Below are 26145 nucleotides of genomic sequence, written 5' to 3' on the forward strand. Positions count from 1 at the left end.
ATGGATGCCGGTATAAACACGATATTTTCAGACAGGCATCCTCCTGTTTCAATGCCTGTCTGAAACTATTTTAAACCCCGATCTAACAAATGGAGAGTTCTGTAATGAGCGCTATTATTGATATTTTTGCTCGTGAAATTTTGGATTCGCGCGGCAATCCCACCGTTGAGTGTGATGTGCTGTTGGAATCCGGCGTGATGGGCCGTGCGGCCGTACCTTCCGGCGCGTCAACCGGTCAGAAAGAAGCTTTGGAATTGCGCGACGGCGACAAAGGCCGCTATTTGGGCAAAGGTGTGCTGCAAGCTGTAGAAAATGTGAATAACGAAATCGCTCAGGCACTTATCGGCGTGGATGCTTCCGAGCAAACTTATATCGATAAAATCATGCTTGATTTGGACGGTACCGACAACAAAGGCCGTTTGGGCGCCAATGCTACTTTGGCCGTTTCTTTGGCAGTTGCCCGAGCTGCTGCCGAAGATGCCGGCCTGCCGCTTTATCGCTATTTGGGCGGCGCAGGCCCGTTGGCTTTGCCGGTTCCGATGATGAACGTTATCAACGGTGGCGAACATGCCAACAACAGCTTGAACATTCAAGAGTTTATGATTATGCCTGTGGGCGCCGATACTTTCCGCGACGCGTTGCGTTGCGGCGCGGAAATTTTCCATGCTTTGAAAAAATTGTGCGACAGCAAAGGCTTCCCGACTACTGTCGGTGACGAAGGCGGTTTTGCGCCAAACCTAAACAGCCATGAAGAAGCTTTGCAGTTAATCGTTGAAGCCATTACCGCTGCCGGCTACAAATCGGGCGAAGATGTGTTGTTGGCATTAGACTGCGCGTCCAGCGAATTCTACAAAGACGGTAAATACCACTTGGAAGCCGAAGGCAAATCTTTGACCAGTGCCGAATTTGCCGAATATCTGGCAGGTTTGGTTGCCAAATACCCGATTGTTTCCATCGAAGACGGCATGGATGAAAACGACTGGGAAGGCTGGAAACTGTTGACCGAAAAATTGGGCGGTAAAGTCCAATTGGTGGGCGACGACTTGTTTGTGACCAACCCGAAAATTTTGGCAGAAGGCATTGAGGCCGGTGTGGCCAATGCTTTGTTGGTGAAAGTGAACCAAATCGGCACCTTGAGCGAAACCCTGAAAGCGGTAGAATTGGCTAAACGCAACTGCTACACCAGCGTGATGAGCCACCGCTCGGGCGAAACCGAAGACAGCACCATTGCCGACTTGGCCGTTGCCACCAACTGTATGCAAATCAAAACAGGCTCTCTCAGCCGCTCAGACCGCATGGCCAAATACAACCAGCTTCTGCGCATTGAAGAAGAGTTGGGCGAAGCCGCATACTACCCGGGCAAAGCCGCATTTTACCAATTGAAAAAATAAGGCGTTATCAGCATGAGATGGGTAACTGTTTTTCTGAGTATCTGCATCATCGGTTCGCAATACGACCTTTGGTTATCGAAAGGCGGCTGGCGCGACATGTGGCGCCTGCAAAACGAAGTAACCGTACAGGAAACGGAAAACAGTATGCTCACCTTGCGCAATAATGCCTTGGCGGCAGAGGTGGACGACTTGGCAAACGGTAAAGAAGCCATTGCGGAAATCGCCCGGGTGGATTTGGGCTACATCAGAGACGGCGAGATTTATTACCGTATGGTTGATCAAAGAAGCCGCTGAATGCGTGTGCTTTATCATCAATAAAGAATGCCTGTCTGAAAACTGTTCAGACAGGCATTTGGTTTGCGGCTCGGTTTTATGGTCGATTAACTTGAAAATAGTACATTCCTCATACTCGGGCTTGACCCGAGTATGACGGTATCGTTATTAAACTTAAGTGAATTGACTATAGCGAGAGGATGTCCCCGTGTGCTTAAGCACTTTTCAGACAGGCATTGCCTGTCTGAAAATATTTACGTCGGCTGATGATATAATAAACAGCAAACCATTCAATTGATTCAGTTTGAATCTCCATTCGGATGAATTCGGGCTGGCACAAGTAATAAAAATCACAGGAACATAAATAATGGACATGCAAGGCATTGAACGCGACAGCATGCAATATGATGTAGTAATTGTCGGCGCCGGCCCTGCCGGTTTGAGCGCGGCCATCCGCTTGAAACAGCTGGCGGAAAAAGCGGGCAGGGAAGTGAGCGTTTGCGTGGTGGAAAAAGGCTCGGAAGTCGGCGCCAATATTTTATCGGGCGCGGTGATTGACCCCGTGGCGCTGACCGAGCTGCTGCCCGACTGGCAGCAAAGCGGCGCACCGCTTACCCGCAGCGTTACCGAAGACAGGGTGCTGTTCCTTACAAAAGAAAAGGCCTATAAGCTGCCCACCGCGCCGAGCTTTAAAAATCACGGCAACTATATCATCAGCCTCGGGCAGCTTACCCGTTGGCTGGCCGAGCAAGCCGAAAACCTCGGTGTGGAAATCTACCCCGGCTTCGCCGCTACCGAAGTGCTCTACCATGTCGACGGTTCGGTTAAAGGTATTGCCACCGGCAATATGGGCGTAGGCAAAGACGGCGAAGCAACCGATATGTTCCAACCGGGCATGGAGCTTTGGGCGCAGCAAACCCTGTTTGCCGAGGGCTGTCGCGGCTCGTTGTCGAAACATTTGATTGAACGCTTCCGGCTTGACAAACACAGCCAGCCGCAAACTTACGGTATCGGCATTAAGGAAATTTGGGAAGTGGCCGAAGGCAAGTGCCAACCCGGTTTGGTGGTGCACAGCACAGGCTGGCCGCTGGACACCAAAACCTACGGCGGCTCGTTTATTTATCATTTCGATAATAACCAGGTTGCGGTGGGTTTCGTGGTGGGGCTGGATTATGAAAACCCTTATTTGTCGCCGTTTGAAGAGTTTCAGCGTTTCAAAACCCATCCTGAAATCCGCAAAACATTTGAAGGCGGCCGCCGCATTGCTTATGGCGCGCGCGCTTTGGTGGAAGGCGGTTGGCAGAGCCTGCCGCGCTTGAGCTTTCCGGGCGGCCTGTTGATCGGTGATGCGGCGGGTTTCTTAAACGTGCCGCGTATCAAAGGCATACACACGGCGATGAAATCGGCCATGCTGGCCGCAGAAGCCGTGTTTCCCCGTTTGGAAGAAAGCGGATTTGAGCCGGAGAGCGGCAAGGAAATCACAACTTTGCAGGGTCTGCTGGAAAGCAGCTGGCTGGGCAAGGAGCTGTATGCAGTGCGCAATATCCGGCCTTCGTTCAAATGGGGCATGTGGGCGGCATTTGCCTATACCGGCTTGGAGCAGTATGTGCTGAAAGGGCGCGGCCCGTGGACGCTCAAGCATCATGCGCCGGACTGCACAACATTGAAAAAAGCCGCCGACTGCCGCCCGATTGATTACCCGAAGCCGGATAATGTGCTTACATTCGACCGGCTCAGCAGCGTTTTTCTTGCCAACATCAGCCACGAGGAAAACCAGCCCGTCCATTTGGTTTTGCGTAATCCGGCAACCATGATTGATGTGAACCATAAAGAATACGCATCGCCGGAAACCCGCTATTGCCCGGCTGCGGTTTACGAAATTGTGGAAGAGGGCGGCCAGCCGCAGCTGCGGATTAACGCATCCAACTGTGTGCATTGCAAAACCTGCGATATAAAAGACCCTACCCAAAACATTAACTGGGTTTGCCCTGAGGGTGGCAGCGGCCCGAATTACGGGGCGATGTAGGTTGGTTATGTGCAATGCCTGTCTGAAAAATATTTTCAGACAGGCATTGCGTGTTTTTCAGAAAGAATAATCATGCGTCTGCACCATGTAGCATTGATTTGCTCCGATTACCAGCGTTCCAAACAGTTTTACACCGAAATCTTGGGGCTGACCGTATTGGCCGAACATTATCGAGAAGCGCGCCAATCATGGAAGCTGGATTTGGGCATCGGCGGGCATTATGTGCTCGAGCTTTTTTCTTTTCCCAATCCGCCCGAACGGCTTACCCGGCCGGAAGCTTGCGGTTTGAGGCATTTGGCTTTTTCCGTGGAAAACTTGGCGGAGAAACATATAGAGCTGAGTGAGAAAGGCGTAGTCTGCGAGGCGGTACGCATCGACGAATACACGGGTAAAGCCTTTTTCTTCATTTTCGATCCGGATAACCTGCCGGTTGAGTTTTATCAGGAATAACTTTTCAGACAGGCATTTCGCTTCCGGCTGTGTAAACCGTGTCTTGTCGATACATCAGGCAAATGGCAGCCATCAGATTTGCTGATGGCTGCCATTTAAATAAAAGATTGTACAAAGAGCCGGATTTTTGAGTACATTTCGGCGGCAACATGAGAATAATTCATGAGAATAATTAAGGAGAAACCATATGGCCAACGATCTGATTTTGGTATTAAACTGCGGCAGCTCTTCCCTCAAGGGCGCACTAATCGATAATAAAACCGGCGGGCTGATTCTCAGTTGTCTCGCCGAAAAACTGACCACGCCCGATGCCTATATCACGTTCAAATATTTTGATAATGCCGATATCAGACCGGCCGCACGCCGCTCATGGTTTGTAGAGCGCAAAGACGGCGACAAACACGAAGTCAGCCTGTCTGACCGCCATGACCACACCGGCGCAGTAGAAGCCCTGCTCGAAGAATTGCGTGCGCACGATTTGCAGGATATGGTGCGCGCTATCGGCCACCGAGTTGTGCACGGCGGCGAAAAATACAGCGGTTCGGTGGTGATTGACGACAAGGTAATGGCCGTGCTCGAAGAATGCATCCCGCTCGCGCCTCTGCACAATCCCGCCAACCTCACCGGCATCCGTGCCGCGCAAAGCATTTTCCCCGGCCTGATTAATGTGGGCGTTTTCGATACCGCGTTCCACCAAACCATGCCGGAGCACGCCTACACTTATGCCGTGCCGCAAGAGCTTTATCGGAAATACGGCTTCCGCCGCTATGGCTTCCACGGAACCAGCTTCCGCTATGTCGCGCCGGTGGCTGCGGAAATCATCGGTAAAGACATCAACGACTGCTCATTGGTTATCGCTCACTTGGGCAACGGCGCATCGGTATGCGCGGTGAAAAACGGTGAATCGCAAGACACCAGCATGGGCGTGACGCCGCTGGAAGGTTTGGTAATGGGTACGCGAAGCGGCGACCTCGACCCGAGCACCTGTTCGTTTTTGGCAGACAATGCCGGTATGGATGTAAAAGCCGTAACCGATATGCTCAACAAAAAATCCGGCCTGCTCGGCATTTCAGGTTTGTCGAATGACTGCCGTACCATTCAAGAAGCTGCCGCAGAAGGTCATGCGGGCGCGAAACTTGCTTTGGAAGTGATGACTTACCGCTTGGCCAAATACATCGCTGCTATGGCTGTGGCAACCAACGGCATCGACGCGCTGGTGTTTACCGGCGGTATCGGTGAAAACTCAGATGTGGTGCGCAGCAAAACGGTTAATTATCTCGGCTTCTTAGGATTGACCATTGATGAAGAAGCCAATAAGGCAACCCGCTTCGGTGCATCCGGCATCATCAGCCAAAAAGGCCGCGAGCCGGCTGTGGTTGTGGTGCCGACCAATGAAGAGCGCATGATTGCTATGGATACAGGCCGGTTGGCAGGTCTGTAAGTATTTAGGCTGATAACAAGAATGCCTGTCTGAAAATTTTCAGACAGGCATTCTTTCATTGTTCAGGTTTCCTAATATCGGCAATGCTTAAGACGGATCGGTTTTTTCGTATGTCCGCATATGCCGTTGAAATTCCGCCAAGCTGATATTCATGCTTTCCATGCACGGCTGCATGATATCGTCAACGGTTTTGGAAATAGGGTCGTTGCCGGAGATATGTTCAGGGCGGCGGTAAATAAAATGCTTGAACAGATCGTTGATAATGATGTGCTCCGCATTGGTTTTCAACACCCAACCGTGGTTGCCGTGAAAGGTGTAACCGTGGCGGGCAAGCTGATCCAAAAGGTCGCCCAGTTCATCGTAGCCCATATTGATATGTTGGCGGAATTGCTGAACTTTCATAGTCCGCCCGCGGTGTTGGGCATCATCCAACAGCAGCAACACTTTCAACACATCATCAAAGCGCCCACGGGTATCGAACTGTCGGCGGAATGCTTCGCCGCGCCAATACGAAAAAGAAGAAGTAAGCACGGCACCGCTGATAACGACCATCCACAAAGCATGCAGCCAAACCAAGAACACGGGAATGGCCGCAAATGCGCCGTAAATCAATTGATAGCTGTTAAACTGGCTGACATAAATACGGAAGCCCCAGCGCAAAATTTCAAGCAGGATTGCCGTAATGGCCGCACCGGCAAACGCATGTTTGTTGGGTACGAAACGGTTGGGAACCAAACGGTACAGCAGCCACAAAGCAATCGTGGTAAACAGGAATGATGTGAAAACGGCTAAAGCACGAGATAAAACCGGAAAAGTGGATTCCAGCCCGCTTTTACTCAGAAGCAGACCCCATACGGTCAAGCTTACACCGGCCACCAACGGGCCAAAAGTGAGCAGCGCCCAATAAACCAAAAACTGCATCCAAATAGAGCGCTGGTTTTTTACCTGCCAAATCCGGTTGAACGTTTGGTCGATGGTTTGAATCAAAAGCAGGGAGGTGACACCCAGCATGATGATACCGATAGCTGTCAGATTGCTGGCTTTCTGTTTGAATTCATTTAGATAATCAAACACCACATCAGCGCCTTCGGGCACAATGGTCATATTGATAAAACCGATGAATGCTTCAGATACATCACTGAACATCGGAAAAGCAGACACAATCACCAAAGCCACGGTCAGCACGGGCACCAGCGCCAAAAGCGAAGTAAATGTTAAGCTGGCCGCAATTTGGGGCACGCGCACTTCATTAAAGCGGTGGATAAGAAAGCGGGCGAAACCGAACCAACGCGATTTGCCCCAGCCTTGCAAAAGGGAGGATTTCAGCATAATCTGCATACTGCCGCCGAAGCGGCTCGGGTTGTTAAGGAACGCTATTTTAACGGAAATGAATACAATGAGCCAAAAAACCTTGAAAATACTCGTTTTATACTATTCTTTGCATGGAAGTACATTAAACCTGGCCCGCCAGATTGCGCGGGGCATAGAAAGTGTTGAAGGATGCGAAGCCGTGTTGCGCACGGTGCCGAAAGTATCGGCGGTATGTGAAGCCGTGGAATCTGACATTCCGCAAGAAGGCGCCCCTTATTGCACGGCGGAAGACCTGAAAAGCTGCGCCGCTTTGGCATTGGGCAGCCCCACACGTTTCGGTAACATGTCTGCGCCGATGAAGTATTTTCTGGACGGCACGATTGCACAATGGTTGTCGGGTGAATTGATCGGCAAGCCGGCAACCGTGTTTGCCAGCACTTCGAGTCAACACGGAGGGCAGGAAACAACTTTGTTAACCATGATGCTGCCCTTGCTGCATCACGGCATGATAATCAGCGGCATTCCTTATAGCGAAAGTGCGCTGTCCAGCACGCAAACAGGCGGAACGCCCTACGGCTCGACACATGTGGCTGGTGCCGAGGGCAAGCCGCAATTGAGCCAAGATGAGCAGCAGCTTGCTTTTGCCCAAGGTAAAAGATTGGCAGAGCTGGCCAAAAAATTGTCGGTTTGATATTTGGCAGCATGTGTTTTCAGACAGGCATTTGCCTGTCTTTGTTGTTTGGTTACGGAAAATTTTATATGGATATTAAGATGTAAGATTGTTAGCTGATTTTTAACAGGTTCTGAACGAGTGATTATGCAGGGGGTGGTATTGATAGAAGATATTATCTTATTTTTAAATGACTATTTTATATGAATTTCGAGCTGTGCTTTGTAATTTAAATTCTTTGTTTGGTTATAAATAGGTAAATTTGTAGTAATATAACACTAGCGCCATGCCGGAAATAGCAGTATGATTTCCTGTTGCTTAAAATTTGGCAAAATTTTACACTTAATGCTTTTTGAGTAAGTCTAAACCATATAATTATTTAAATTCAGAGATAGGATAAACATAATGTCTTCACAAGCCCCAAGCAATAATACGCCGGCTCTTGGCGTGTTAACGTCTCTCTTTTTTATGATGGGTGCAATCACTTCTCTAAATGATGTGTTGATTCCCCATTTGAAAAATGCGTTCAGCTTAAACTATACGCAAGCCATGTTGATTAACATGGTGTTTTTCGGTGCATATGCGCTGATGTCTATTCCGATGGGTAAAGTGGTAGAAAAACTGGGTTATAAAAACGGCGTTATCGGCGGCTTTCTGATTGCTGCTTTGGGCTGTTTGTTGTTTTATCCCGCTTCTACCAGCTTGTCTTACCCTGTTTTTCTGAGTGCTTTATTTATTTTGGCTTCCGGTATCACTTTATTGCAGGTTGCCGGTAATCCTTATGTGACTTTGCTGTCTAAACCGGGCAAGGAATCTGCAACTTTAACATTGGTGCAGGCTTTTAACTCGGTAGGCACCACGGTAGCGCCCCCATTGGGCGGTTTGCTCATCTTGGCAGAAGCCAGCCAGCATATGAATCCGCTGCAAGAAGCTCAGTCGGTGCAAATTCCTTACTTGGGTTTGGCAGGAGTGCTGATTCTGCTTGCTGTTTTTGTGAAGTTGATTCGATTGCCGGATGCGAAGGCGATTGCGGAAGCGGAAACCGAGCATAACCATGACGGCAAAACCAGCGTATGGCAGTATAAACATATGATTTTAGGTGCCGTCGCTATTTTCTGCTATGTAGGGGCTGAGGTTGCGATCGGTAGCTTGTTGATTAATGTGATGGAAGCGGCTGCCGGTGTAACGCATTTGCAAGGTTCTAAATTGATTGCCTTTTATTGGGGCGGCGCAATGGTTGGCCGCTTCTTGGGATCTGCTGTTATGAGCCGTTTCCAGCCCAGCAAATATTTGATGTTTAACTCAGTAATGGCGATGATTTTAATCGCCGTTGCCATTCTCTCCGGCGGCAAAGTGGCAATGTTTGCTTTGTTGGGTGTGGGTTTCTTTAATTCGATTATGTTCCCGACTATTTTCTCACTGGCTACCCGTGGTTTGGGTAAATTTACCGGTGCGGCTTCCGGTATTATTTGTACGGCTATTGTGGGCGGCGCGATTATCCCTTTTACACAAGGCATGCTGATTGACGGTTTAACGCCCAATATGGGCGCTACCGGTGCACTGATGGCTTCTTTTGTATTGCCTATTTTGTGCTATTTGTATATCGCATTCTTTGCGGCTAAAGGCCACAAAGTGGATTAAATAATTGAAGTAACCATGCCTGTCTGAAAGTTTCAGACAGGCATGGTTAATAAAAAACGGCTTTGACAATAATGTGTCAAAGCCGTTTTGATTGTTTGGTCGGAATGAGAGGATTCGAACCTCCGACCCCTTCGTCCCGAACGAAGTGCGCTACCAGACTGCGCTACATTCCGAAAGACGGATATTTTAGAGAGCAGCCTTTTTCTTGTCAAGGAAAAGCTCTGCAATGATTCAGGCTGCGTGCATCACAAAAATCGTCGGCCGCTTCTTGAGATCGGGCAGTTCGGTTAGCTTGTGCCAATCTGCGATGGTTTTGCTGATAATGGTTTGTGAGGGTAGTGTTAAATCACAGGCTGCGCAAAGGCGGGTATCCGGCCGGAGTGTGTTTAAAGCGTCGGCAAGCAAGGTATGGTTGCGGTAAGGGGTTTCAATAAAAATTTGGGTTTCTTGGTGTTGGTGCGAATGTTGCTCCAATGTTTTTAAAGCATGGATGCGTTCGCTTTTGTCGGTCGGCAGATAGCCCTTAAATGCAAAGTTCTGCCCGTTGGCGCCGGATGCCATCAGAGCCAGCAAAATGCTTGAGGGGCCAACCAGCGGGCGCACTTCGAAGCCTTGTGCATGAGCCAGCGCCACCAGATTTGCGCCGGGGTCTGCTATTGCGGGGCAGCCTGCTTCGCTCAAGATACCCATACTCCGGCCTTCTTTTAATGGATTAAGCAGTTCCGGCAGGGCTTCGGGCGGGGTATGCTCGTTCAGCGTTTGCAGATTGAGTTCGCGTATGGGGGTGTTGATACCTAAGTGCTTTAGATGGGCACGTGCGGTTTTTTCTGCTTCCACAACAAAATCAGTCAGATGGATAATAGATTGTTGCTCATGTGGCAGCAGGCAGGGGGTATCGGCGGTACCGAGCGGAGTAGGGATAAGATATAAAGCGGGTTGCATGGTTTTTCCTGATTTTAAGAATGCCTGTCTGAAAAATTTAAAACACATCAATACCTTCTTCGGCCAAAAAATCAAGCAGTTTGAAAATGGGCAGGCCGATCAGGGCATTCGGGTCGCTGCTGTCGATGCGCTGTAAAAGTGCAGCGCCCAAACCTTCGCTCTTGGCCGCTCCGGCACAATAAACCGCATCAGGTTCGCGCTCCAGATAACGAGTGATTTGCCGGGTAGTCAATTTGCGCATGGTTACTGTGGTTTTATCAACATGTGTGTGGAGTTTTCCGCTACCGGTGTTAAGCAGGCATACGGCGCTGAAAAATTCGATGCGTTTGCCGCTTAAGGCTGCAAGCATTTGTTGTGCTTTTGCCACGTTCATAGGCTTTCCCAATTGTTCATTATTGCACCAAGCAACTTGGTCTGCGCCGATGATCAGAGCTTGCGGAAATACAGAGGCAAGTGAACGGGCCTTGCCTACTGCTAAGCGCAGGGCGGTGGCTTCGGCGCTTTCACCTGTTTGCGGGGTTTCATCAAAATCAGGCTTTGCTGTTTGAAAAGAAAGACCTAGGCGCTTTAACTGCTCTTGGCGGAAAACCGAGCTTGAGCCTAAAATAAGCGGAAAATTTGAATTCATATGCGTAAAAACATTGACGTTAAACCGCTAAAATTATATCATGCCCCGTTTATGTTAGACCTTAATTTGATTGACCCTGAAGTTTTCGCCACCGAGAAGCAGGTACTGGAAGGTACTGTTAAGCTGGGTGAGTTGGATGAGCGTGTTTGGTCGCACGAATATTTGGCAGACAAAGATGCCGATGTGTCTTTTGTATTGAAAGGCGGGTCGGATAAATGGCAGCGTTTGTTTTTGGATCTCAGCCTGAAAGCGGAAATACCGCTGATTTGTCAGAGGTGTGTAAAACCGTTGTCGGTTGAGCTGGATGAAACAAGCCGGATTGTGTTGTTTGCCGATGAACAGAGCTTGGATGAAGCCATGCTTTCCGATGATGAATTGGAAGGAATGCTTTTGGAAAAAGAGCTGGATATTCTGGCTTTGATCGAAGACCAAATTTTAATGGCTATGCCTTATTCGCCCCGCCATGAAAACTGCCATAACATTGAGTTGGAAACAGTCAATCACGACAAACCGAATCCTTTTGCCGCTTTGGCAGGGCTGAAAAGCAGCCGCTAACCGGTTTACAGTTTTATTTTAATTATTAGGAGCTTGAAATGGCCGTTCAACAAAATAAAAAATCTCCCTCTAAACGCGGTATGCACCGTTCGCACGATGCTTTGACTGCGCCTGCTCTGTCTGTTGACAGCACTACCGGCGAAGTGCACCGCCCGCACCATATTTCTCCCAACGGTATGTACCGTGGCCGTAAAGTGGTAAAAGCCAAAGGCGAATAATTTTATTCTCTGCGGATTGTTTATGAAGTAAGCCAGAAGATTGTCCACCCGACAAATCGCTGGCTTCTTTGCGTTTTAAACGATGGGTATTCGGATGTGATTTTGGAAGCCGGGCCGGTTTGCGGGTGTCGGCAAATCGGGCGCATTCCATTTGATTTTCAAGTTCAGGCGTTAAGAATATGGCAAAAAAAGTTTGGTACACCTATGATGATATTCACCGCGTTTTAAAAAGTTTGGCAGAGAAAGTGCAGGCCGGCGGTATAAAATATGACGCAATGATTGCAATTGGCGGAGGTGGGTTTATTCCCGCCCGTATTTTGCGCTGTTTCCTGAATATTCCCATCTATGCTGTAACCACCGCTTATTACGATAGTGAGTATCAGGGAAAACATGCCGAGAGCGTGAAAAAAATCCAATGGCTGGATCCGCTGCCGGAGAGCTTGGTCGGCAAGAACGTGTTGGTGGTGGACGAAGTGGATGACAGCCGCGTTACCATGGAGTTTGTATTAAACGATTTATCCAAGCTTGATTTGGGCACCATCGGCATCGCCGTTTTACATGAAAAGCGGAAAGAGAAAAAAGGCAAGCTGCCGGAAGGCATTCCCTATTACAGCGGCATTGTTGTGGAAGATTGGTGGATCAATTATCCATGGGATGCCGAAGATATTGAAGTGCACAACAAGCTGGCCGAGCAATCAATCTGAGCCGGATTTGCCGCATATCGTATGATGTTCTGGCAAGCGGGAAATACGCCTGTCTGAAAAACATTCAAGCGCCTTGTTTTAAAAACAGATTTTTAGATTAAACCTTAAGCTTTTCAGACAGGCATCAGCATATGCCTGTCTGAAAAGGCAGGTATGGAGAAACCTTATGATTACCTTGGCCGTAGATGCTATGGGAGGAGATGCGGGGCTGGACGTAACCGTTCCCGGTGCAGTAGCCTTTTTGAAGCAGCGAGCGGATGTACGCCTGATTATGGTGGGAGACGGAGAACGCTTGTCTGCATTGCTTAAAGCTGCCGGCGCGCCAATGGATAAAGTGGAAATCAAGCATGCTTCGCAAATCGTAGGGATGGACGAGCAGCCGCAGCTGGCTTTAAAAAACAAAAAAGATTCATCCATGCGCGTGGCGATTAACCAAGTTAAAGAAGGTGCGGCACAAGCAGCCGTTTCGGCCGGTAACACAGGCGCATTAATGGCTACCGCACGTTTCGTGTTGAAAACCATTCCGGGCATCGAGAGGCCTGCCATCGCCAAGTTTCTCCCCTCGAAAGGAACGCACACAACCTTGATGCTCGATTTGGGTGCCAATGTGGACTGTACCGCCGAAAATCTGGTTCAGTTTGCCGTGGTCGGCAGCGAGCTTGTACAGGCGCTTTATCCGGAAAACGGGCGCCCGCGGGTGGGCTTGTTGAACGTCGGTTCGGAAGAAATCAAAGGTACAGCCACAGTCAAACAGGCGTTTAAACTTCTGAAATCGGCGGATTTGAATTTTATCGGCAATATAGAAGGCAATGAAATTTTTAGCGAGGAAGTAGATGTGGTTGTGGCAGACGGATTTGTCGGCAACATTATGCTGAAAACCATTGAAGGTATGGTGAAATTTATGGGCGGCGCAATCAAGCAGGAGTTTCAAGCCAATATTTTCACCAAAATGGGCGCTTTGGCCGCATTGCCCGCGCTGAAAGGTTTTAAAAGCAAATTCGATCCCCGGAAATTCAACGGTGCCATATTTTTGGGGTTGCGCGGTGTGGTAGTTAAAAGTCACGGCGGTACCGATGCGGAAGGCTTCCGATATGCTTTGGAAGAAGCATATCATGAAGCGAAGGCCGACAGTTTGCTCAGAATAGAGCAGGGCGTGGCTGCGCAGCTGGCGGTATTGGCTGAGAAGAAACAGGAAGCCGAAAGTGCGGCGATGGCGAACAACATCGAATAAGCCGGCTTGAATCGGCAAAATGGGTAAAAATTTTAAAATGCCTGTCTGAAAACTTTTTCAGACAGGCATTTTAAGACATTAAACAAGAAAATAAACAGGGCATAAAAATGCCTTATAAACCTTTAAATATCGGAATAACAGCCGGCAAATATATGAGCTTTATGCACTACAGCATCTCCGTTTAACGGGCTTACGATATTTTAACGCATCGAATTCAGCCATATTCAAGCGCTTTAAATTTTAAATAAGCAGCATTATATAAAGCGCTTAAACAAGGATAATGAACGCATTATGAACCAATCCGGCAACAAAACCTGGAGGCAGAAATTGCCCAAGCGGGAAGAAATATTTGCTTCCCGTTGGACAAAACCGTTTGCCCCCATGTTTGACAAACCCTATTTTTGGACCTTAAACCGCAGGCAGGCTGCCGTTTCCGTGGCCGTAGGCATGTTTTGCGGGTTGATGCCCGGCCCCACTCAAATGGTTAGCGCTTTGATAGTGGCTTACTTTTTACGCACCAATTTGCCTGTGGCCATGTTTTCGACGCTCTACACCAACCCGCTGACTTATATGCCGCTTTATTATCTGGCCTACCGCATCGGCAGCTTCCTGATGGGCATACAGCCTGAAGCGGCGTTAAACCTACCGGGTTTTGGCGAGCATTTTTTGAGTGAGCTGGGGCAGTGGCTTTTGGGGGCGGGCAAACCTTTATTACTTGGCGTTCCGGTTTTGGGTAGCGTTTTGGCGGTTATCGGATATTTTGCCGTATTGCTGTTTTGGCGCGGCCGAACGGCTTATCAATGGAAAAAACGTCAAGAAACAAGAAAATAAATCATGAAAACAGTGTTCCCGTTGAGGCCATGCCTGTCTGAAAATCTTTGGGAGGCACAGGGGGACTTGGATTCGAATTTCAAGTGCAACGCTCGGGTAGTAGAGGTTGAACCGGTTTAAGAATAAAACACGCAGAAATTGCCCTTTCAGGCTTTTACAGATTATCGACAGACAAATTAAGGAATATCCTCATGACCAAAATCGCCCTCGTTATCGGCAGTTTGAGCCAAAACTCCATCAACCGCGCCGTGGCTGAGCACATAGCCGCACAAGCCCCTGCCGGCGTCGGCACAGAAGAAGTGCACATTGGCGACCTGCCGCTCTACACCCAAGACCGCGACGGACAAAGCATTGCCGAATATGAGCGGGTGCGCGTCCAACTGCGCGAAGCCGATGCCGTGTTGATCGTCAGCCCCGAACACAACCGCAGTATGCCCGCCGCCGTGAAAAACCTGATCGATATCGGCTCGCGCCCCTTTGGGCAAAATGTTTGGCAGGGTAAAAAAACAGCCGTAGCCACCGCTTCCCCGGGCAGCTACGGCGGCATCAACGGCGGCCTGCACATCCGCCAAAGCCTGCAAGCTTTGGGCGCAGATGTGTTGATTGCGCCGGAAGTGTTTTTGAGCCGCGCCAACGCAGCTTTGGAAAACGGCAAAGTGACCGACGAACGCACTGCCGCGTTTTTAAACAAATTCGCCGCTGCGTTTTATGCTTGGGCTGCGGAGTAAACTGCCCGTCTGAAAAGCTGTTCGGAAGAGGGCATTCGTTACCGTATCGTGAAAACCTTTGTCCGTGCGTTTTCAGACAGGCATCGTAGAAGGGGGCAGGGATGAACCATTTTAAAGATCATTTTTCCGCGCTGGCCGAACGCTATGCTGCTTACCGCCCCGTTTATCCGAACGAGCTGGCCGCAACATTGGCGCAAGCCTCGCCGCAACAGCATCATGCATGGGATTGCGCCTGCGGCACCGGCCAGATGTCGGTTTTGTTGGCGGAGCATTTTTCCACCGTCAGCGCTACCGATGCCAGCGAAGCGCAAATCAAGCAGGTGCGGCAGCGGCACAATATCCGATACTCGGTTGCGGCCGCCGAACAATCCGGTCTGCCCGACAACAGCGCCGATCTGATTACCGTTGCCCAAGCCGCGCATTGGTTTGATTTGTCTGCGTTTTATCGTGAAGCAACCCGTGTTGCCCGTCCGAATGCGCTGATTGCGCTGATCAGCTATGCCACTTTAACACTGGATAACCACCCGGAAGCCGATGCGCTGGTGCAGCGTTTTTATCATCAAGACCTTGCCGCCCATTGGCCGCCCGAACGCCGCCATGTAGAAAACGCCTATGGCGATTTGCCGTTTCCATTCGAGCCTGTGATGCTGTCGCCGCCCGCCATGCGGGCGGATTGGCGGCTGCCTGAATTATTGGGCTATCTTTCCACTTGGTCGGCGGTGCGCCAAACCGTTCGGGCCACAGGGCAGAACCCGCTTGCCCGCCTTGCCGGAGAGCTGACGCAAATATGCAGCCCGGATACTGTGCTGAAAGTGTCGTGGCCGCTGAATATACGGGCGGGAAAGATTCAAAAATAAGATACATATAATGGAAGGACGGTTTGAAAACACAAGTTTTTCAGACAGGCATTTGGCTGCTTGCAGTCATTCAGTCATCCAAACGATAAGGACGACACAATGATCCAAAAACTGACCGCCCAAATCAAAGATGCAGGCGGCATTCCCGTTGCCCGCTTGATACCGCAGGCAGGCCGCCGCACTATAGGCGCGGTGTTTTCTCGACCATGCCGGCCCTGCCGAATTTAGCGGCTTTTCAAACGGCCTCCAAGTTGGTTTCGCACCCGCATACCAACCTGCAAACCTTCACTTGGATGCTTGAAGGCGAAGTCTGGTACCAAGACAGCTTAAGGCCACCGCCAGCTTATCCGCACCAGGCAAGTTAATTTGATGACGACTAGGATGGGGGACACGCGCAGCATCGCCCATACCGGTCGCGGTTGGTTGCAATTGTGTCGGCCAAATTGCGGATTTTGCGTGCTGTCTGTTGCCTGCTTTGTAATTCAGGCGGTTTGGGAAATTGTATCAATGAATATTGGGTCTATATGTGTTGTTCAATGAATGAAGCCAGCAGAGATTTTGAAAAGGGGTTTTAGATTGAATTAAAAGTTTTGTAAAACAGAATATATTTGACATGCTGTTTAAAACAAAACAGGCCGCAATTGCTTGCGGCCTATCTTGTTGATTTATTTGGCTCCCCGACCTGGGCTCGAACCAGGGACCTGCGGATTAACAGTCCGTCGCTCTACCGACTGAGCTATCGGGGAATTAAGCTGCGTATTATAATCTCCTCGGAAAACTTGTCAAGCAAATATCGGTGCAGGGTGATTATTTGTTTGAATTTAAAAACCAATTTTTTTAGCTGAATTGAGAGAATGTTTAGACTGCCTTGGTTGATGTATAAATGTTGGAAGAGCAAGCAGAAAAAGCTTGTCATCCGCGGGCTTACTGATAATGAAACCGCGCTTGCCCAAAGTGTGTATGGGAAGATGATTGATTACGACAAAGTTACCATCATCAATTGCCCTTACCTTCCTTGGCAGCCGCCGGGTACATTTATGGCGCCGAACGGTTGTATTTTTGTGAATCCGGAGCATTATAAAAGCGATTATGCGGCAGAGAATCTGGGCTATCAGGGAATTTTTATTCATGAGATGGCGCATGTGCTGCAACATCAGAGAGGGGTTAATGTGCTGGGTTTGGGGGCGGTTTTACAAACGGCTTATTATTTGAGTTTCAAGCGCTATAATCCTTATCGGTATGTGCTGCAAGAAGGTAAGTCTTTTTTTCAATACAATATCGAACAGCAGGGGGATATTGCGCGGGATATTTTTTTGAAGCGGATTCCGAATATTTTGTTGGAAGAATAGGAGCGTTTCAAAGCGCTTTAAATATTGATATGGCGCGCTCCGCATTTATTCGAATTCTGTCGTCGGAAACAATCATGCCTGTCTGAAAGTTTTCAGACAGGCATGATTGTTTTTGCTTAAAGAAAAATAAGCTTTCGAATTATTCGGAAGCTTATTTAATCAATTTGGTGCCGGCGGCAGGATTCGAACTCGCGACCCCCTGATTACAAGTCAGGTGCTCTACCAACTGAGCTACACCGGCATTTGAAAAATCAGGATTATACAGGCTCTTTGTTTTTTAGCAATAGTTTCGGCTGTGTTTTTTTATGGCTTGATCGGCATCATTTTGTTTTTTAATAAATAAAAATACAGTAAAGATGTGAGCCGAGTGTCTGCCGATTTGGCTGTCTGCTGAGAATTTTGTCGTACGCCGTTCGTGCTTGTTATAAAATGCTCTCTTTTTGATTGAAATTAGGTGGTTTTATGGCTCGCCATCCTTATCGCCGTGTTCGTGCACAGAGTTTGGAGCTGCCCGAAGTGGGTATCTCGGAAGAGGCAAATATCCGTTCGATGCACTTGGGCAGTGAAACGATTCAAAGCTCAATGAATTTGGATAATCCTTCGGAGCTGGTGCTTTCTTACAGCCGCGCGATGATGGCTTGGCTTTTGTTTGTGGATACGCCGGGGCACATTACACAAATCGGTTTGGGCGGAGGATCGTTTGCGCGCTGGATTGATGCGTTTCTGCCGGAAACGAAGCAGACTGTGGTGGAGATTAATCCGCAGGTGGTTAACGTGGCGCGCGGTTTGTTTGAGCTGCCGTTTGAAGATGAGGATTTTGAAATCTTAGTGGCGGATGGTGCGGAATATGTGAAAACTTTGCTGTGCGGCACGGATGTGCTTATGGTGGACGGTTTTGACGGCGAACAGATTGTTGATGCTTTGGTGAGCGAGGTGTTTTTTCAGGATTGCCGCCGTGCGCTGAGTAAAAATGGGGTATTTGTTACCAATTGGTGGAGCGGCGATAAGCGTTACGGGCGGTTTGTGGAGAGTTTGTTGGGGGTTTTTGAAGGGAGGGTGTTGGAGGTGCCGGCGGAAAGCCATGGGAATGTGGCGGTGATGGCGTTTCAAAGTCCGCCGAAAGAGCAGCGTTTGGATGGTTTGAAAAAGCGGGCGGAAAAGCTGAGCGAGGTTTACGGATTGGATTTCCGGCGTATGCTGAGTGATTTGAAAAGGGTTAATCAAAATAATGGTAAAACTTTTTATCTGTAATGCGCTATGTTTGTCTGAATGTGGTTTCAGGCAGGCATAGGGGGTGTTTATGGCTAACTTGGATGTAAGTTATGAATAGATTGAGGAAGATGTTGTGGTTTTGAAATACGATATGGTTTGGGTGGACGGCCCGGCGGGAAAACTGGAAACGATTTATCTGGAAGCGCAAGGTGAAGAGCGCGGTGTGGCGGTGATCAATCATCCGAATCCTTTGCAGGGCGGAACGAATACCAACAAAGTGATTCAAACGGCGGCTAAGGCGCTGTCGGCATTGGGTTTTCATTGTTATTTGCCGAATTTGCGCGGAGTGGGAAACAGTGAAGGCCAGCATGATTATGGTGCCGGCGAGGTGGATGATTGTACGGCTGTGGTGGATTTTGCGCGTGCGCGGCATCCGGATGCGGCCAAGCTGGTGATTTCAGGATTTTCTTTCGGCGGTTATGTGGCTGTGTTTACGGCGCATTTGCGCGAGCCGGATTTGCTTTTGCTGATGGGGCCTGCGTTGAACCATTACGAGCGGCGCGAACCGGCTGCGCCGGATGCTGCTAAAACTTTGGTGCTGCACGGTGCGGAAGATGAAGTTGTGGCTTTGCAAAAGTCGTTGGATTGGGCGGCGCCGCAAGATATTCCGGTGATTGTTTTTCCGAAAACATCCCATTTTTTCCACGGCAAACTGATTCCTCTGCGTGAAACCATATTGCGCTTTGCGCCGGTTGTTTTGGGTGTGTGATAAGAGCGTTTGAATGATTGTTAAGATGCCTGTCTGAAAAAAGGTTTCAGACAGGCATTGGCAACGGTTAATAGGATGCGAATGTGTTGCACTGGGCCGGGTCGCCGCTTTGCAGGCCGCGTTTAAACCAAGCGAGGCGCTGCTCGGATGTGCCGTGAGTAAAGCTGTCGGGCACAACGTAACCCTGGCTTTGTTTTTGCAGGCGGTCGTCGCCAACGGCTTCGGCTGCGTTAAAGGCTTCTTGTAAATCGTTTTCGTCGAACATGCCTTGCGCGGCAACGTAATTGCCCCAAATGCCGGCATAGCAGTCGGCCTGCAGTTCGAGTTTTACGGATAATTCGTTGGCTTTCGCCTTGCCGGCGCTTTGCTGCGCTTGGCTGACCTGCGGCAGAATGCCGGTAAGGTTTTGTATATGGTGGCCGACCTCGTGGGCAATCACATAGGCAAAAGCGGTGTCGCCTTCCGCACCGAGTTTGCGGCGCATGTCTTCATAAAAAGACAAATCCAGATAAACTTTTTTATCCGCAGGGCAGTAGAACGGGCCGGCAGCGGCCTGACCGTAGCCGCATGCCGTTTGCGTGCCGCCTGTGTACAGCCTCATCACGGTAGGTTCATAGCGGGCATTGTGTTTTTGAAAATAAGCGGCCCACACTTTTTCGGTGTCGCGCAATACAACGCCGGAAAGCTCTCTAAGCTGACTTTCGAGTTTACTGTCGATTTGGGTTTGCGGGCCGCTTTGCAATGCAGGGCCGCTGCCTACGCCGCCGACGATGCCCGACAAGTCTATGCCGTAATAGGCGCCGACCAATAAAACGATGATTCCGATAATGCCCGGCCCTTTGCCGCCGCCCATGCGTGGGCGCTGACCGCGTCTGTCTTCTATATTGGTGCTCTGTTCACGACCTTCCCAGCGCATAATCTTCCTTTATGTGTATGTTTAACAATGATGAGTGGCACATTATAAATTATTCTGCCTGCGGGAAAAGGCGCTTATCGGATAAATGGTCGGATGCCTGTCTGAAAAAATCTGGCAATCCGTTGATCGGATGCGGATAGGGTAAAAAAACGCTGTCTTTGTGGAGCAAAGACAGCGGTCAAGGATTGCATTATGAAAGGATTACAAAAATAGGAAAATACAGATACTGTTGGCATCCAGTACCAGATTTTATGCCGAAAGTGGTTTCATTCAATCGACATAAATGGAATGTACATGAATTTGTGATAGATGACAAGCTTTTTGTTTCTTTTGTAACTACCACTGCCTTTTTATTTTATCAAGTTGGCGCCTGTCGCGTTTGGTTGGCCGGCCGTCGGGATATGCGGCGGTAATCCGGCTGGTTTGGTCGAGCAGCTTTTGTTCTTCGCGCTGTTTGGCGGTTGCCGCATCTTCTTCGTAAAGCAGGCGTGCTTCGGGTGCGGGGCGGCGTTGGTGGTTGAGTGCCTGCACGGTAATCAGGTAGGGCAGGGAATTGAGGGTAAGGTGGATTTTGTCGCCAACACAGATGTTTTTACTGTTTTTCACTTTGTTGCCGTTCACGAGAATCCGCCCCAGCTCGATGTGTTTTTGCGCCAGGGCGCGGGTTTTGAAAAAGCGAGCCGCCCACAGCCATTTGTCGAGCCGCATGGTGTATTTGTCTTGGGATTCGGTCATTGTCGGTTGGCGTTGTTGATATTTTCAGACAGGCATTAGTGTAGCATATTTGTTTTGCGTCAAAGGCGGTGGATGCTGCATTTTTTACTTGCCCAACTGCCGTTTATCGCGTAAATTCGCTTTTTATTTATTATTGCATATTGCCATTTAAACACCTGATTCCGGCCGAGCAAAATAGGGCAATCGGGTTAAGGGAAAAGGCATCATTTTATGAAACCCGTTTTTCTAGATTTCGAGCAATCGATTGCCGAATTAAACAATAAAGTTGAAGAACTGCGCTTTGTGCAAGACGGTTCTGCCGTCGATATCAGCGAGGAAATAGACCGTTTGCAAAAGAAAAGCAGCGATTTGATTAAGTCTATTTACAGCAAGCTTACGCCTGCGCAAGTGTCCCAAGTTTCAAGACATCCCCAGCGTCCTTATACTTTAGATTATATCGCTGCTTTGTGTACCGATTTTCAAGAGCTTCATGGTGACCGGCACTATGCGGACGACCATGCTATCGTAGGCGGATTGGCGCGTTTTAACGACCAAAGCGTGGTGGTTATCGGCCACCAAAAAGGCCGCGATACGAAAGAGAAAATCCGTCGGAATTTCGGCATGCCGCGCCCGGAAGGTTATAGAAAAGCATTGCGCTTGATGCATTTGGCAGAAAAATTTCATCTGCCGGTGTTAACTTTCATCGATACGCCCGGTGCTTATCCGGGTATCGGTGCCGAAGAGCGCAACCAATCGGAAGCCATCGGTAAGAATCTCTATGAATTGACCAAGCTGCGTGTTCCGGTGATTTGTACGATTATCGGAGAAGGCGGCTCAGGCGGGGCTTTGGCCATTGCAGTGGGCGATTATGTGAATATGCTGCAATACTCAACTTATTCCGTTATTTCTCCTGAAGGCTGTGCATCTATTCTATGGAAAACGGCAGAAAAGGCCGCCGATGCCGCGCAGGCTTTAGGCATCACGGCAGACCGTCTGCTTAAATTGAATTTGATTGACAGAGTGGTGGAGGAGCCTTTGGGCGGTGCACATAGAGATCATAATGAAATTATGAGCCGTTTAAAGAATATTTTGACCGAGCAGCTGCGCGAAGCCCAGTCTCTGCCTATGTCGGATTTGTTGACCCGCCGCTTTGACCGGATTATGGCTTACGGCCAATATCTGGAAAAATAAATCTTTGGTAACTTATTGAATTGCAGATGATGGAAGGTAAGCTGTTGCTTGCCTTCTTTGTTTTTGGTGGGGCGGGTATGATAATGCCTGTCTGAAAAATGGATTGTGAAGCTATGCCGTCTGACTTGAGTAAACATTTGCTGGCCAAATTATCTGCATCGTTTGATCGTTGTGTTGCCGAAAGGGCCTCAATAGAGGTGGGATTGAGCGGCGGTTTGGATTCTGTCGTTCTGCTGCATTTGTTAAAGCGTTTGAGCAATGAGAAGCAATTTGAACTCAGTGCTGTGCATGTTCATCATGGCCTTCAGCAGGCGGCTGACGGTTGGCCGGAGTTTTGTAGTGAGGTTTGCCAAGATTTAAAGGTTCCTTTCCGTGTGGAATACGTTCAGGCCGACATTGGGAAGATAGGGGTGGAAGCCGGCGCCAGGAAGGCGCGCTATCAAGTGTTTATGGGGGGTACTGCGGATTTTGTGGCTTTGGCTCACCATCAGGATGACCAAGTGGAAACGTTTATGCTGTCTGCTTTGCGTGGCAGCGGTATCAGAGGGCTGTCGGCAATGCCCGAATTGCGCGCATTAGATGAGGTGCATTGGTTGTGGCGTCCTTTGTTGGGTGTAACCCGACGGGAATTAATGGCTTATGCGCAATTGCATGATTTAAAGTATGTTGATGACCCCAGCAATTCCGATGAATCTTTGTTGCGGAATTGGTTGAGGAACACAGGTTTGCCTGCGTGGCGCGAGCGGTTGCCTTTTTTAGACCACCATATTATGGCGAGCATTAAAACGCTGCAGGAAGAATTGGCTGTATTGGACGAAGTATCGGAGCAAGATAAGCGGGCAATTTATCATGCGGGTTTTTTTGATTGTTCTGTTTGGCGTAAATTAGCTGCGGCGCGTCAAAGCAGGCAGCTTTTATTTATGGTAAAAGAAAATAATATAGGTATTCCTACGCAAGCTTCTCTCAATGATTTCCGCAGGGTTTTAAATGAATGTGGAAGCGGATCCGCGGAATGGTGTTTGCCCGAAGGCAAAATCTATGCTTATCAAAACCGCTTGTTTTGTGTTGGAGATGACTGGTTGGATGATTGCTTCTGGTTAAACAAACAATGCCTGTCTGAAAATAAGGCGGGCAATTTGAGGGCGGTGTTGGAAGCGGCTAATTTTAAGCTGTGTAGACATTTGTATGGGCTTCGTGAAGATGTTTTAGGGCAGGTTGGCGGTGTTAGGGCCGTAAATACCGATGACGTAGTTGAATTGACCGTTGGGCATAAAAAAGTACGGAAATTATTGCAGGAATGCAAGATTCCCCCCTTTGTTAGACCATATTGGCCTGTCATTACCAATAAAGAAGACCGCTGTATCGCAGTGGCAAATTTGTGGATTAATCCCAGCTATGCCTGTCTGAACGGTGTTTTTCCGTATTTTGAAAAATTTAGTTGCTTTGTTTTGGAACCAAAGTAAAAGTAGAGTGTCTTAGCCTATAAGAATTAAAGACACTCGGCTTTCGCTTTGCCTGATGCATTTAAGGGTAAGTATGAAAGATCGTGAAGTCGATCAAGCTCTTGTCGAGCGTGCACAAAAAGGTGAACAGAAGGCTTTCGAGATGTTGGTATCAAAATACCAGCGTCGCCTTACGCGTTTGCTGTCACGTTTTATAAAAGACGAACACACAGTAAACGATGTTGCGCAAGAAGCGCTGATAAAAGCATACTGTGCGTTGCCTAATTTTCGTGGTGAAAGTGCTTTTTATACATGGCTGTACCGTATAGGCATCAATACTGCGAAAAACTACTTGGCAACCAACGGTAAGTTGAATGTCATCAGTGCGGATGTTGCAAACGAGGAGGGGGATGTTCTTGATTTGGTAGAACAAATCGCAGACGAGCATACCCCGGAAGCTGAATTAATGAATAGGGAAATTTTGCAGACTGTTGAAGCTGCAGTATCTAGACTGCCGGATGATTTGCGCCGTGCAATCACATTGCGTGAAATGGAAGGTTTGTCTTACGATGAAATTGCTCAGATAATGGATTGTCCAATCGGAACAGTACGCTCTCGGATTTTTAGGGCACGGGAAGTGATTGCAAGCGATTTAAGGCCGCTATTGGATACATCCGAAGACCAACGATGGTGATGAAATGGCTCAGGAAAAAAAATTTGAATTAGTGTCTGCAGCAATGGACGGTGAATTATCCGATGAGGAATTAGACCGCCTATTGCAAGATGGGGGTGTTCGGGAAAAATGGTATCAATACCATCTTATCCGGGACTGTATGCAATATAGTCAACAAGTTGTAGGTAAAGATATCGAATTTACCTCGCAAGAAAGCTTTTTGGCTAAACTCAATGCGATTACAGAAGAGCGGAAAGCTGCTTTGGCATCGGAAAAAAATACGCACAGTGAGCAGCCTGTTGTGAGGGAGGCTTCTAATCATAGCTTCCGCTGGTTCTCTATTGCTGCAAGCGTGTTGGCTGTTGCGGTAATCACATGGCAAATGCTGCCTGCTAACAATGAAAGCTCTGCTGGCGTTGTGGCGACGACGCAAAGTGTTGAGAAAGTACAGCCTGCAGATGTCGCAGTAGTACCTGTTGCGAATAAACCTTCTACTGTTTCAGGAAATAAAACTGATGATGTAGTTGTTCCGCAAGCGGCGCTTGAAAATCAAAACGGTGCGGAAATTAAATCGGCTGTTCAAACAGAGAAACAAGAAGCTGCTCAGAAGAGTCAGTCGGTAGAGGTGAAACCAATAGTGCAATAATATTTTGATAATTTTTAAAAACACGGACTCCGTTATCAAACGAAGCCCGTGTTTTTAATTTGCTACTCAAGATTTTTTAGTTGTCGTGCTGCTGTGAGCGCATAATAGGTCAGAATCCCATCGGCACCTGCTCGCTTAAAAGCCAATAAACTTTCCAAAATTACCTTGTCTTGGTCTAGCCATCCGTTTTGAATTGCTGCTGCCAGCATGGCGTATTCGCCTGATACTTGGTAAGCATATGTTGGTACGCCAAATTCATCTTTAACCCGTCGGATTACGTCCAAATAAGGCAGGCCGGGTTTGACCATCACCATATCCGCACCTTCTTGTATGTCTAAAGCAACTTCTTGCAATGCTTCATTGCTGTTGGCGGGATCCATTTGATAACTTTTTTTATCTGCTTTGCCGAGATTGGAAGAGCTTCCTACGGCGTCGCGAAATGGGCCGTAAAATGCAGAAGCATATTTGGCTGAATAAGCCATAATCCGAGTATAGATGTGGCCGGTAGTTTCCAAAGCTTTCCGAATGGCGCCAATCCTTCCGTCCATCATATCTGAAGGAGCTATGACTTGTGCGCCCGCATCTGCATGGCATAAGGCTTGGCGTACCAATACTTCAATTGTTTCGTCATTTAAAACATACCCTTCTTTATCAATAAGGCCATCTTGTCCGTGTATGGTATAAGGATCTAAAGCAATATCCGTCATAATCCCTAATTCGGGAAAGCGGGTGCGCAATTCTCTAACCGCGGTTGGTATAAGTCCTTCTGGATTGTATGCTTCTTCAGCATGCTCTGTTTTATTATGTTTTATCACAGGGAATAAAGCCATCATTGGTATGGAGAGCTTTAGCATTTCTTCTGCGGTAAAAAACAATTTATCAAGGCTTTGACGCTTGACTCCCGGCATGGATGCGATATTTTCTTCTTGATTTTGTCCTTCCAATAAAAATACAGGGTAAATTAGATCATCAGCAGTCAGCTTGTTTTCCTGCATTAAGCGTCGTGAGAAATCATCTTTGCGCATACGGCGCATACGGGAGTAGGGTATTGAACGTTGAATAAAAGCCATTGTGATTTAAGCCTTTCTGAACATGAAATTTTAAGTGTATAGAATAAGTTGAGAAATTTCCAAACTAAATATTGAGTTAAAACAGGGTATTGTTGTATTTGTCCGTATTTTGTTGTTTTGGGGTATTGACGTTGTGATTGTGTGGGCGTATAGTTCGGTTTCTTCGCTGCTTCGGCAGTGACTGACAGGCCGGTTATTATAGCATAGTGCTGTTTTGATTGGTTTAGCTCTTTAACAATACAGATTACCGATAAGTGTGGGTGCGG

General features: G+C 48.4%; 29 protein-coding genes and 3 tRNA genes. 23 read left to right on the forward strand and 9 right to left on the reverse strand.

The features are described from left to right. Positions 1-104 precede the first annotated feature (104 nt). From eno to EL143_RS06225, 5 genes are all read left to right on the forward strand, one after another. A complete protein-coding gene (gene eno / locus EL143_RS06205; protein ID WP_085416627.1) occupies positions 105-1391 on the forward strand; it encodes a phosphopyruvate hydratase in 1287 nt (428 codons plus the stop codon). A gap of 12 nt (positions 1392-1403) precedes the next feature. Then, a complete protein-coding gene (gene ftsB, locus EL143_RS06210; protein ID WP_085416628.1) occupies positions 1404-1685 on the forward strand; it encodes a cell division protein FtsB in 282 nt (93 codons plus the stop codon). 346 nt (positions 1686-2031) lie between these two features. Then, positions 2032-3690, forward strand: coding sequence for an electron transfer flavoprotein-ubiquinone oxidoreductase (locus tag EL143_RS06215; RefSeq protein ID WP_085416629.1), 1659 nt, complete (start codon positions 2032-2034; stop codon positions 3688-3690). Positions 3691-3762: 72 nt separating this feature from the next. Further along, on the forward strand, positions 3763-4140 hold the full coding sequence (gene gloA2 / locus EL143_RS06220) for an SMU1112c/YaeR family gloxylase I-like metalloprotein (RefSeq protein WP_085416630.1): 378 nt from the start codon (positions 3763-3765) through the stop codon (positions 4138-4140). 187 nt (positions 4141-4327) lie between these two features. After that, entirely contained in the window at positions 4328-5581 is a 1254-nt protein-coding gene (locus tag EL143_RS06225) for an acetate kinase (protein WP_085416631.1), read from the forward strand. Between the two features lie 87 nt (positions 5582-5668). Here EL143_RS06225 and EL143_RS06230 read toward each other — a convergent pair whose 3' ends face one another. Beyond that, entirely contained in the window at positions 5669-6910 is a 1242-nt protein-coding gene (locus EL143_RS06230; RefSeq protein WP_085416650.1) for a YihY family inner membrane protein, read from the reverse strand. Between the two features lie 67 nt (positions 6911-6977). Here EL143_RS06230 and wrbA point away from each other — a divergent pair, with 67 nt between their 5' ends. Together wrbA and EL143_RS06240 are read left to right on the forward strand one after the other, a co-directional pair. Further along, positions 6978-7583 (forward strand): NAD(P)H:quinone oxidoreductase, encoded by a 606-nt coding sequence (gene wrbA, locus EL143_RS06235; protein ID WP_085416632.1) that lies wholly within the window; start codon positions 6978-6980, stop codon positions 7581-7583. 384 nt (positions 7584-7967) lie between these two features. Then, complete coding sequence (locus tag EL143_RS06240; RefSeq protein WP_085416633.1) at positions 7968-9203, forward strand: sugar MFS transporter; 1236 nt, start codon at positions 7968-7970, stop codon at positions 9201-9203. Positions 9204-9299: 96 nt separating this feature from the next. Here EL143_RS06240 and EL143_RS06245 read toward each other — a convergent pair. The 3 genes from EL143_RS06245 to EL143_RS06255 form a co-directional block, all read right to left on the reverse strand. Continuing rightward, positions 9300-9376, reverse strand: a tRNA-Pro gene (locus EL143_RS06245). Between the two features lie 58 nt (positions 9377-9434). Then, positions 9435-10145, reverse strand: coding sequence for an SAM-dependent methyltransferase (locus EL143_RS06250; protein WP_085416634.1), 711 nt, complete (start codon positions 10143-10145; stop codon positions 9435-9437). Positions 10146-10182: 37 nt separating this feature from the next. Then, on the reverse strand, positions 10183-10773 hold the full coding sequence (locus EL143_RS06255; protein WP_085416635.1) for a Maf family protein: 591 nt from the start codon (positions 10771-10773) through the stop codon (positions 10183-10185). 51 nt (positions 10774-10824) lie between these two features. On the opposite strand from EL143_RS06255, the gene EL143_RS06260 reads away from it, so the two are divergent. The 9 genes from EL143_RS06260 to EL143_RS12720 all read left to right on the forward strand — a co-directional run bounded on the left by EL143_RS06260 (position 10825) and on the right by EL143_RS12720 (position 16262). Then, positions 10825-11328: a YceD family protein gene (locus EL143_RS06260; RefSeq protein ID WP_085416651.1), complete on the forward strand. Its 504-nt coding sequence runs from the start codon at positions 10825-10827 to the stop codon at positions 11326-11328. A 38-nt stretch (positions 11329-11366) separates the two neighbouring features. Then, a complete protein-coding gene (gene rpmF / locus EL143_RS06265) occupies positions 11367-11546 on the forward strand; it encodes a 50S ribosomal protein L32 (RefSeq protein ID WP_002214744.1) in 180 nt (59 codons plus the stop codon). A 179-nt stretch (positions 11547-11725) separates the two neighbouring features. Further along, positions 11726-12250 carry a phosphoribosyltransferase gene (locus EL143_RS06270; protein WP_085416636.1) on the forward strand — a complete coding sequence of 175 codons (525 nt, stop codon included), beginning with the start codon at positions 11726-11728 and terminating at the stop codon, positions 12248-12250. Positions 12251-12416: 166 nt separating this feature from the next. Further along, positions 12417-13481, forward strand: coding sequence for a phosphate acyltransferase PlsX (gene plsX, locus EL143_RS06275; protein WP_085416637.1), 1065 nt, complete (start codon positions 12417-12419; stop codon positions 13479-13481). 291 nt (positions 13482-13772) lie between these two features. Beyond that, entirely contained in the window at positions 13773-14312 is a 540-nt protein-coding gene (locus EL143_RS06280) for a DUF2062 domain-containing protein (protein WP_085416638.1), read from the forward strand. Between the two features lie 191 nt (positions 14313-14503). Beyond that, positions 14504-15040 carry an NADPH-dependent FMN reductase gene (locus tag EL143_RS06285; protein ID WP_085416639.1) on the forward strand — a complete coding sequence of 179 codons (537 nt, stop codon included), beginning with the start codon at positions 14504-14506 and terminating at the stop codon, positions 15038-15040. A 101-nt stretch (positions 15041-15141) separates the two neighbouring features. Then, complete coding sequence (locus EL143_RS06290; RefSeq protein WP_085416640.1) at positions 15142-15897, forward strand: class I SAM-dependent methyltransferase; 756 nt, start codon at positions 15142-15144, stop codon at positions 15895-15897. 99 nt (positions 15898-15996) lie between these two features. Further along, on the forward strand, positions 15997-16125 hold the full coding sequence (locus tag EL143_RS12840; protein ID WP_269471226.1) for a hypothetical protein: 129 nt from the start codon (positions 15997-15999) through the stop codon (positions 16123-16125). Then, positions 16104-16262 carry a pirin family protein gene (locus EL143_RS12720; protein WP_232001255.1) on the forward strand — a complete coding sequence of 53 codons (159 nt, stop codon included), beginning with the start codon at positions 16104-16106 and terminating at the stop codon, positions 16260-16262. The genes EL143_RS12840 and EL143_RS12720 overlap by 22 nt, the downstream gene beginning before the upstream one ends. A gap of 305 nt (positions 16263-16567) precedes the next feature. Here EL143_RS12720 and EL143_RS06300 read toward each other — a convergent pair. Beyond that, positions 16568-16643 (reverse strand) — tRNA-Asn (locus EL143_RS06300). A 129-nt stretch (positions 16644-16772) separates the two neighbouring features. Between EL143_RS06300 and EL143_RS06305 the strand changes: the two genes are divergently transcribed. Further along, complete coding sequence (locus EL143_RS06305) at positions 16773-17246, forward strand: hypothetical protein (RefSeq protein WP_169709821.1); 474 nt, start codon at positions 16773-16775, stop codon at positions 17244-17246. A 165-nt stretch (positions 17247-17411) separates the two neighbouring features. Here the strand turns inward: EL143_RS06305 and EL143_RS06310 are convergent. Further along, positions 17412-17487: transfer RNA gene (locus EL143_RS06310), tRNA-Thr, on the reverse strand. A gap of 221 nt (positions 17488-17708) precedes the next feature. On the opposite strand from EL143_RS06310, the gene EL143_RS06315 reads away from it, so the two are divergent. Together EL143_RS06315 and EL143_RS06320 are read left to right on the forward strand one after the other, a co-directional pair. After that, on the forward strand, positions 17709-18497 hold the full coding sequence (locus EL143_RS06315) for a polyamine aminopropyltransferase (protein ID WP_085416642.1): 789 nt from the start codon (positions 17709-17711) through the stop codon (positions 18495-18497). A gap of 112 nt (positions 18498-18609) precedes the next feature. Next, complete coding sequence (locus EL143_RS06320) at positions 18610-19227, forward strand: alpha/beta hydrolase (RefSeq protein ID WP_085416652.1); 618 nt, start codon at positions 18610-18612, stop codon at positions 19225-19227. Positions 19228-19294: 67 nt separating this feature from the next. Here EL143_RS06320 and ypfJ read toward each other — a convergent pair whose 3' ends face one another. After that, positions 19295-20143 carry a KPN_02809 family neutral zinc metallopeptidase gene (gene ypfJ / locus EL143_RS06325; protein WP_085416643.1) on the reverse strand — a complete coding sequence of 283 codons (849 nt, stop codon included), beginning with the start codon at positions 20141-20143 and terminating at the stop codon, positions 19295-19297. A gap of 336 nt (positions 20144-20479) precedes the next feature. Beyond that, positions 20480-20878, reverse strand: a complete 399-nt coding sequence (locus EL143_RS06330; protein ID WP_085416644.1) for an RNA-binding S4 domain-containing protein — start codon at positions 20876-20878, stop codon at positions 20480-20482. A 210-nt stretch (positions 20879-21088) separates the two neighbouring features. Between EL143_RS06330 and EL143_RS06335 the strand changes: the two genes are divergently transcribed. The 4 genes from EL143_RS06335 to EL143_RS06350 all read left to right on the forward strand — a co-directional run bounded on the left by EL143_RS06335 (position 21089) and on the right by EL143_RS06350 (position 24809). Further along, entirely contained in the window at positions 21089-22048 is a 960-nt protein-coding gene (locus EL143_RS06335; protein WP_085416645.1) for an acetyl-CoA carboxylase carboxyltransferase subunit alpha, read from the forward strand. A 125-nt stretch (positions 22049-22173) separates the two neighbouring features. After that, positions 22174-23511, forward strand: a complete 1338-nt coding sequence (gene tilS / locus EL143_RS06340) for a tRNA lysidine(34) synthetase TilS (protein ID WP_158087838.1) — start codon at positions 22174-22176, stop codon at positions 23509-23511. Positions 23512-23584: 73 nt separating this feature from the next. Next, the gene (gene rpoE, locus EL143_RS06345) at positions 23585-24184 is read left to right on the forward strand and encodes an RNA polymerase sigma factor RpoE (protein ID WP_085416647.1); all 600 of its coding nucleotides are present in this window, start codon (positions 23585-23587) and stop codon (positions 24182-24184) included. A 4-nt stretch (positions 24185-24188) separates the two neighbouring features. Further along, positions 24189-24809, forward strand: a complete 621-nt coding sequence (locus EL143_RS06350) for a sigma-E factor negative regulatory protein (RefSeq protein ID WP_085416648.1) — start codon at positions 24189-24191, stop codon at positions 24807-24809. A gap of 62 nt (positions 24810-24871) precedes the next feature. Here the strand turns inward: EL143_RS06350 and hemB are convergent, their stop codons facing one another. Continuing rightward, positions 24872-25879: a porphobilinogen synthase gene (hemB, locus tag EL143_RS06355; RefSeq protein WP_085416649.1), complete on the reverse strand. Its 1008-nt coding sequence runs from the start codon at positions 25877-25879 to the stop codon at positions 24872-24874. Positions 25880-26145: the final 266 nt, after the last annotated feature.

It is taken from the genome of Neisseria canis, assembly GCF_900636765.1.
Classification (GTDB): domain Bacteria; phylum Pseudomonadota; class Gammaproteobacteria; order Burkholderiales; family Neisseriaceae; genus Neisseria; species Neisseria canis.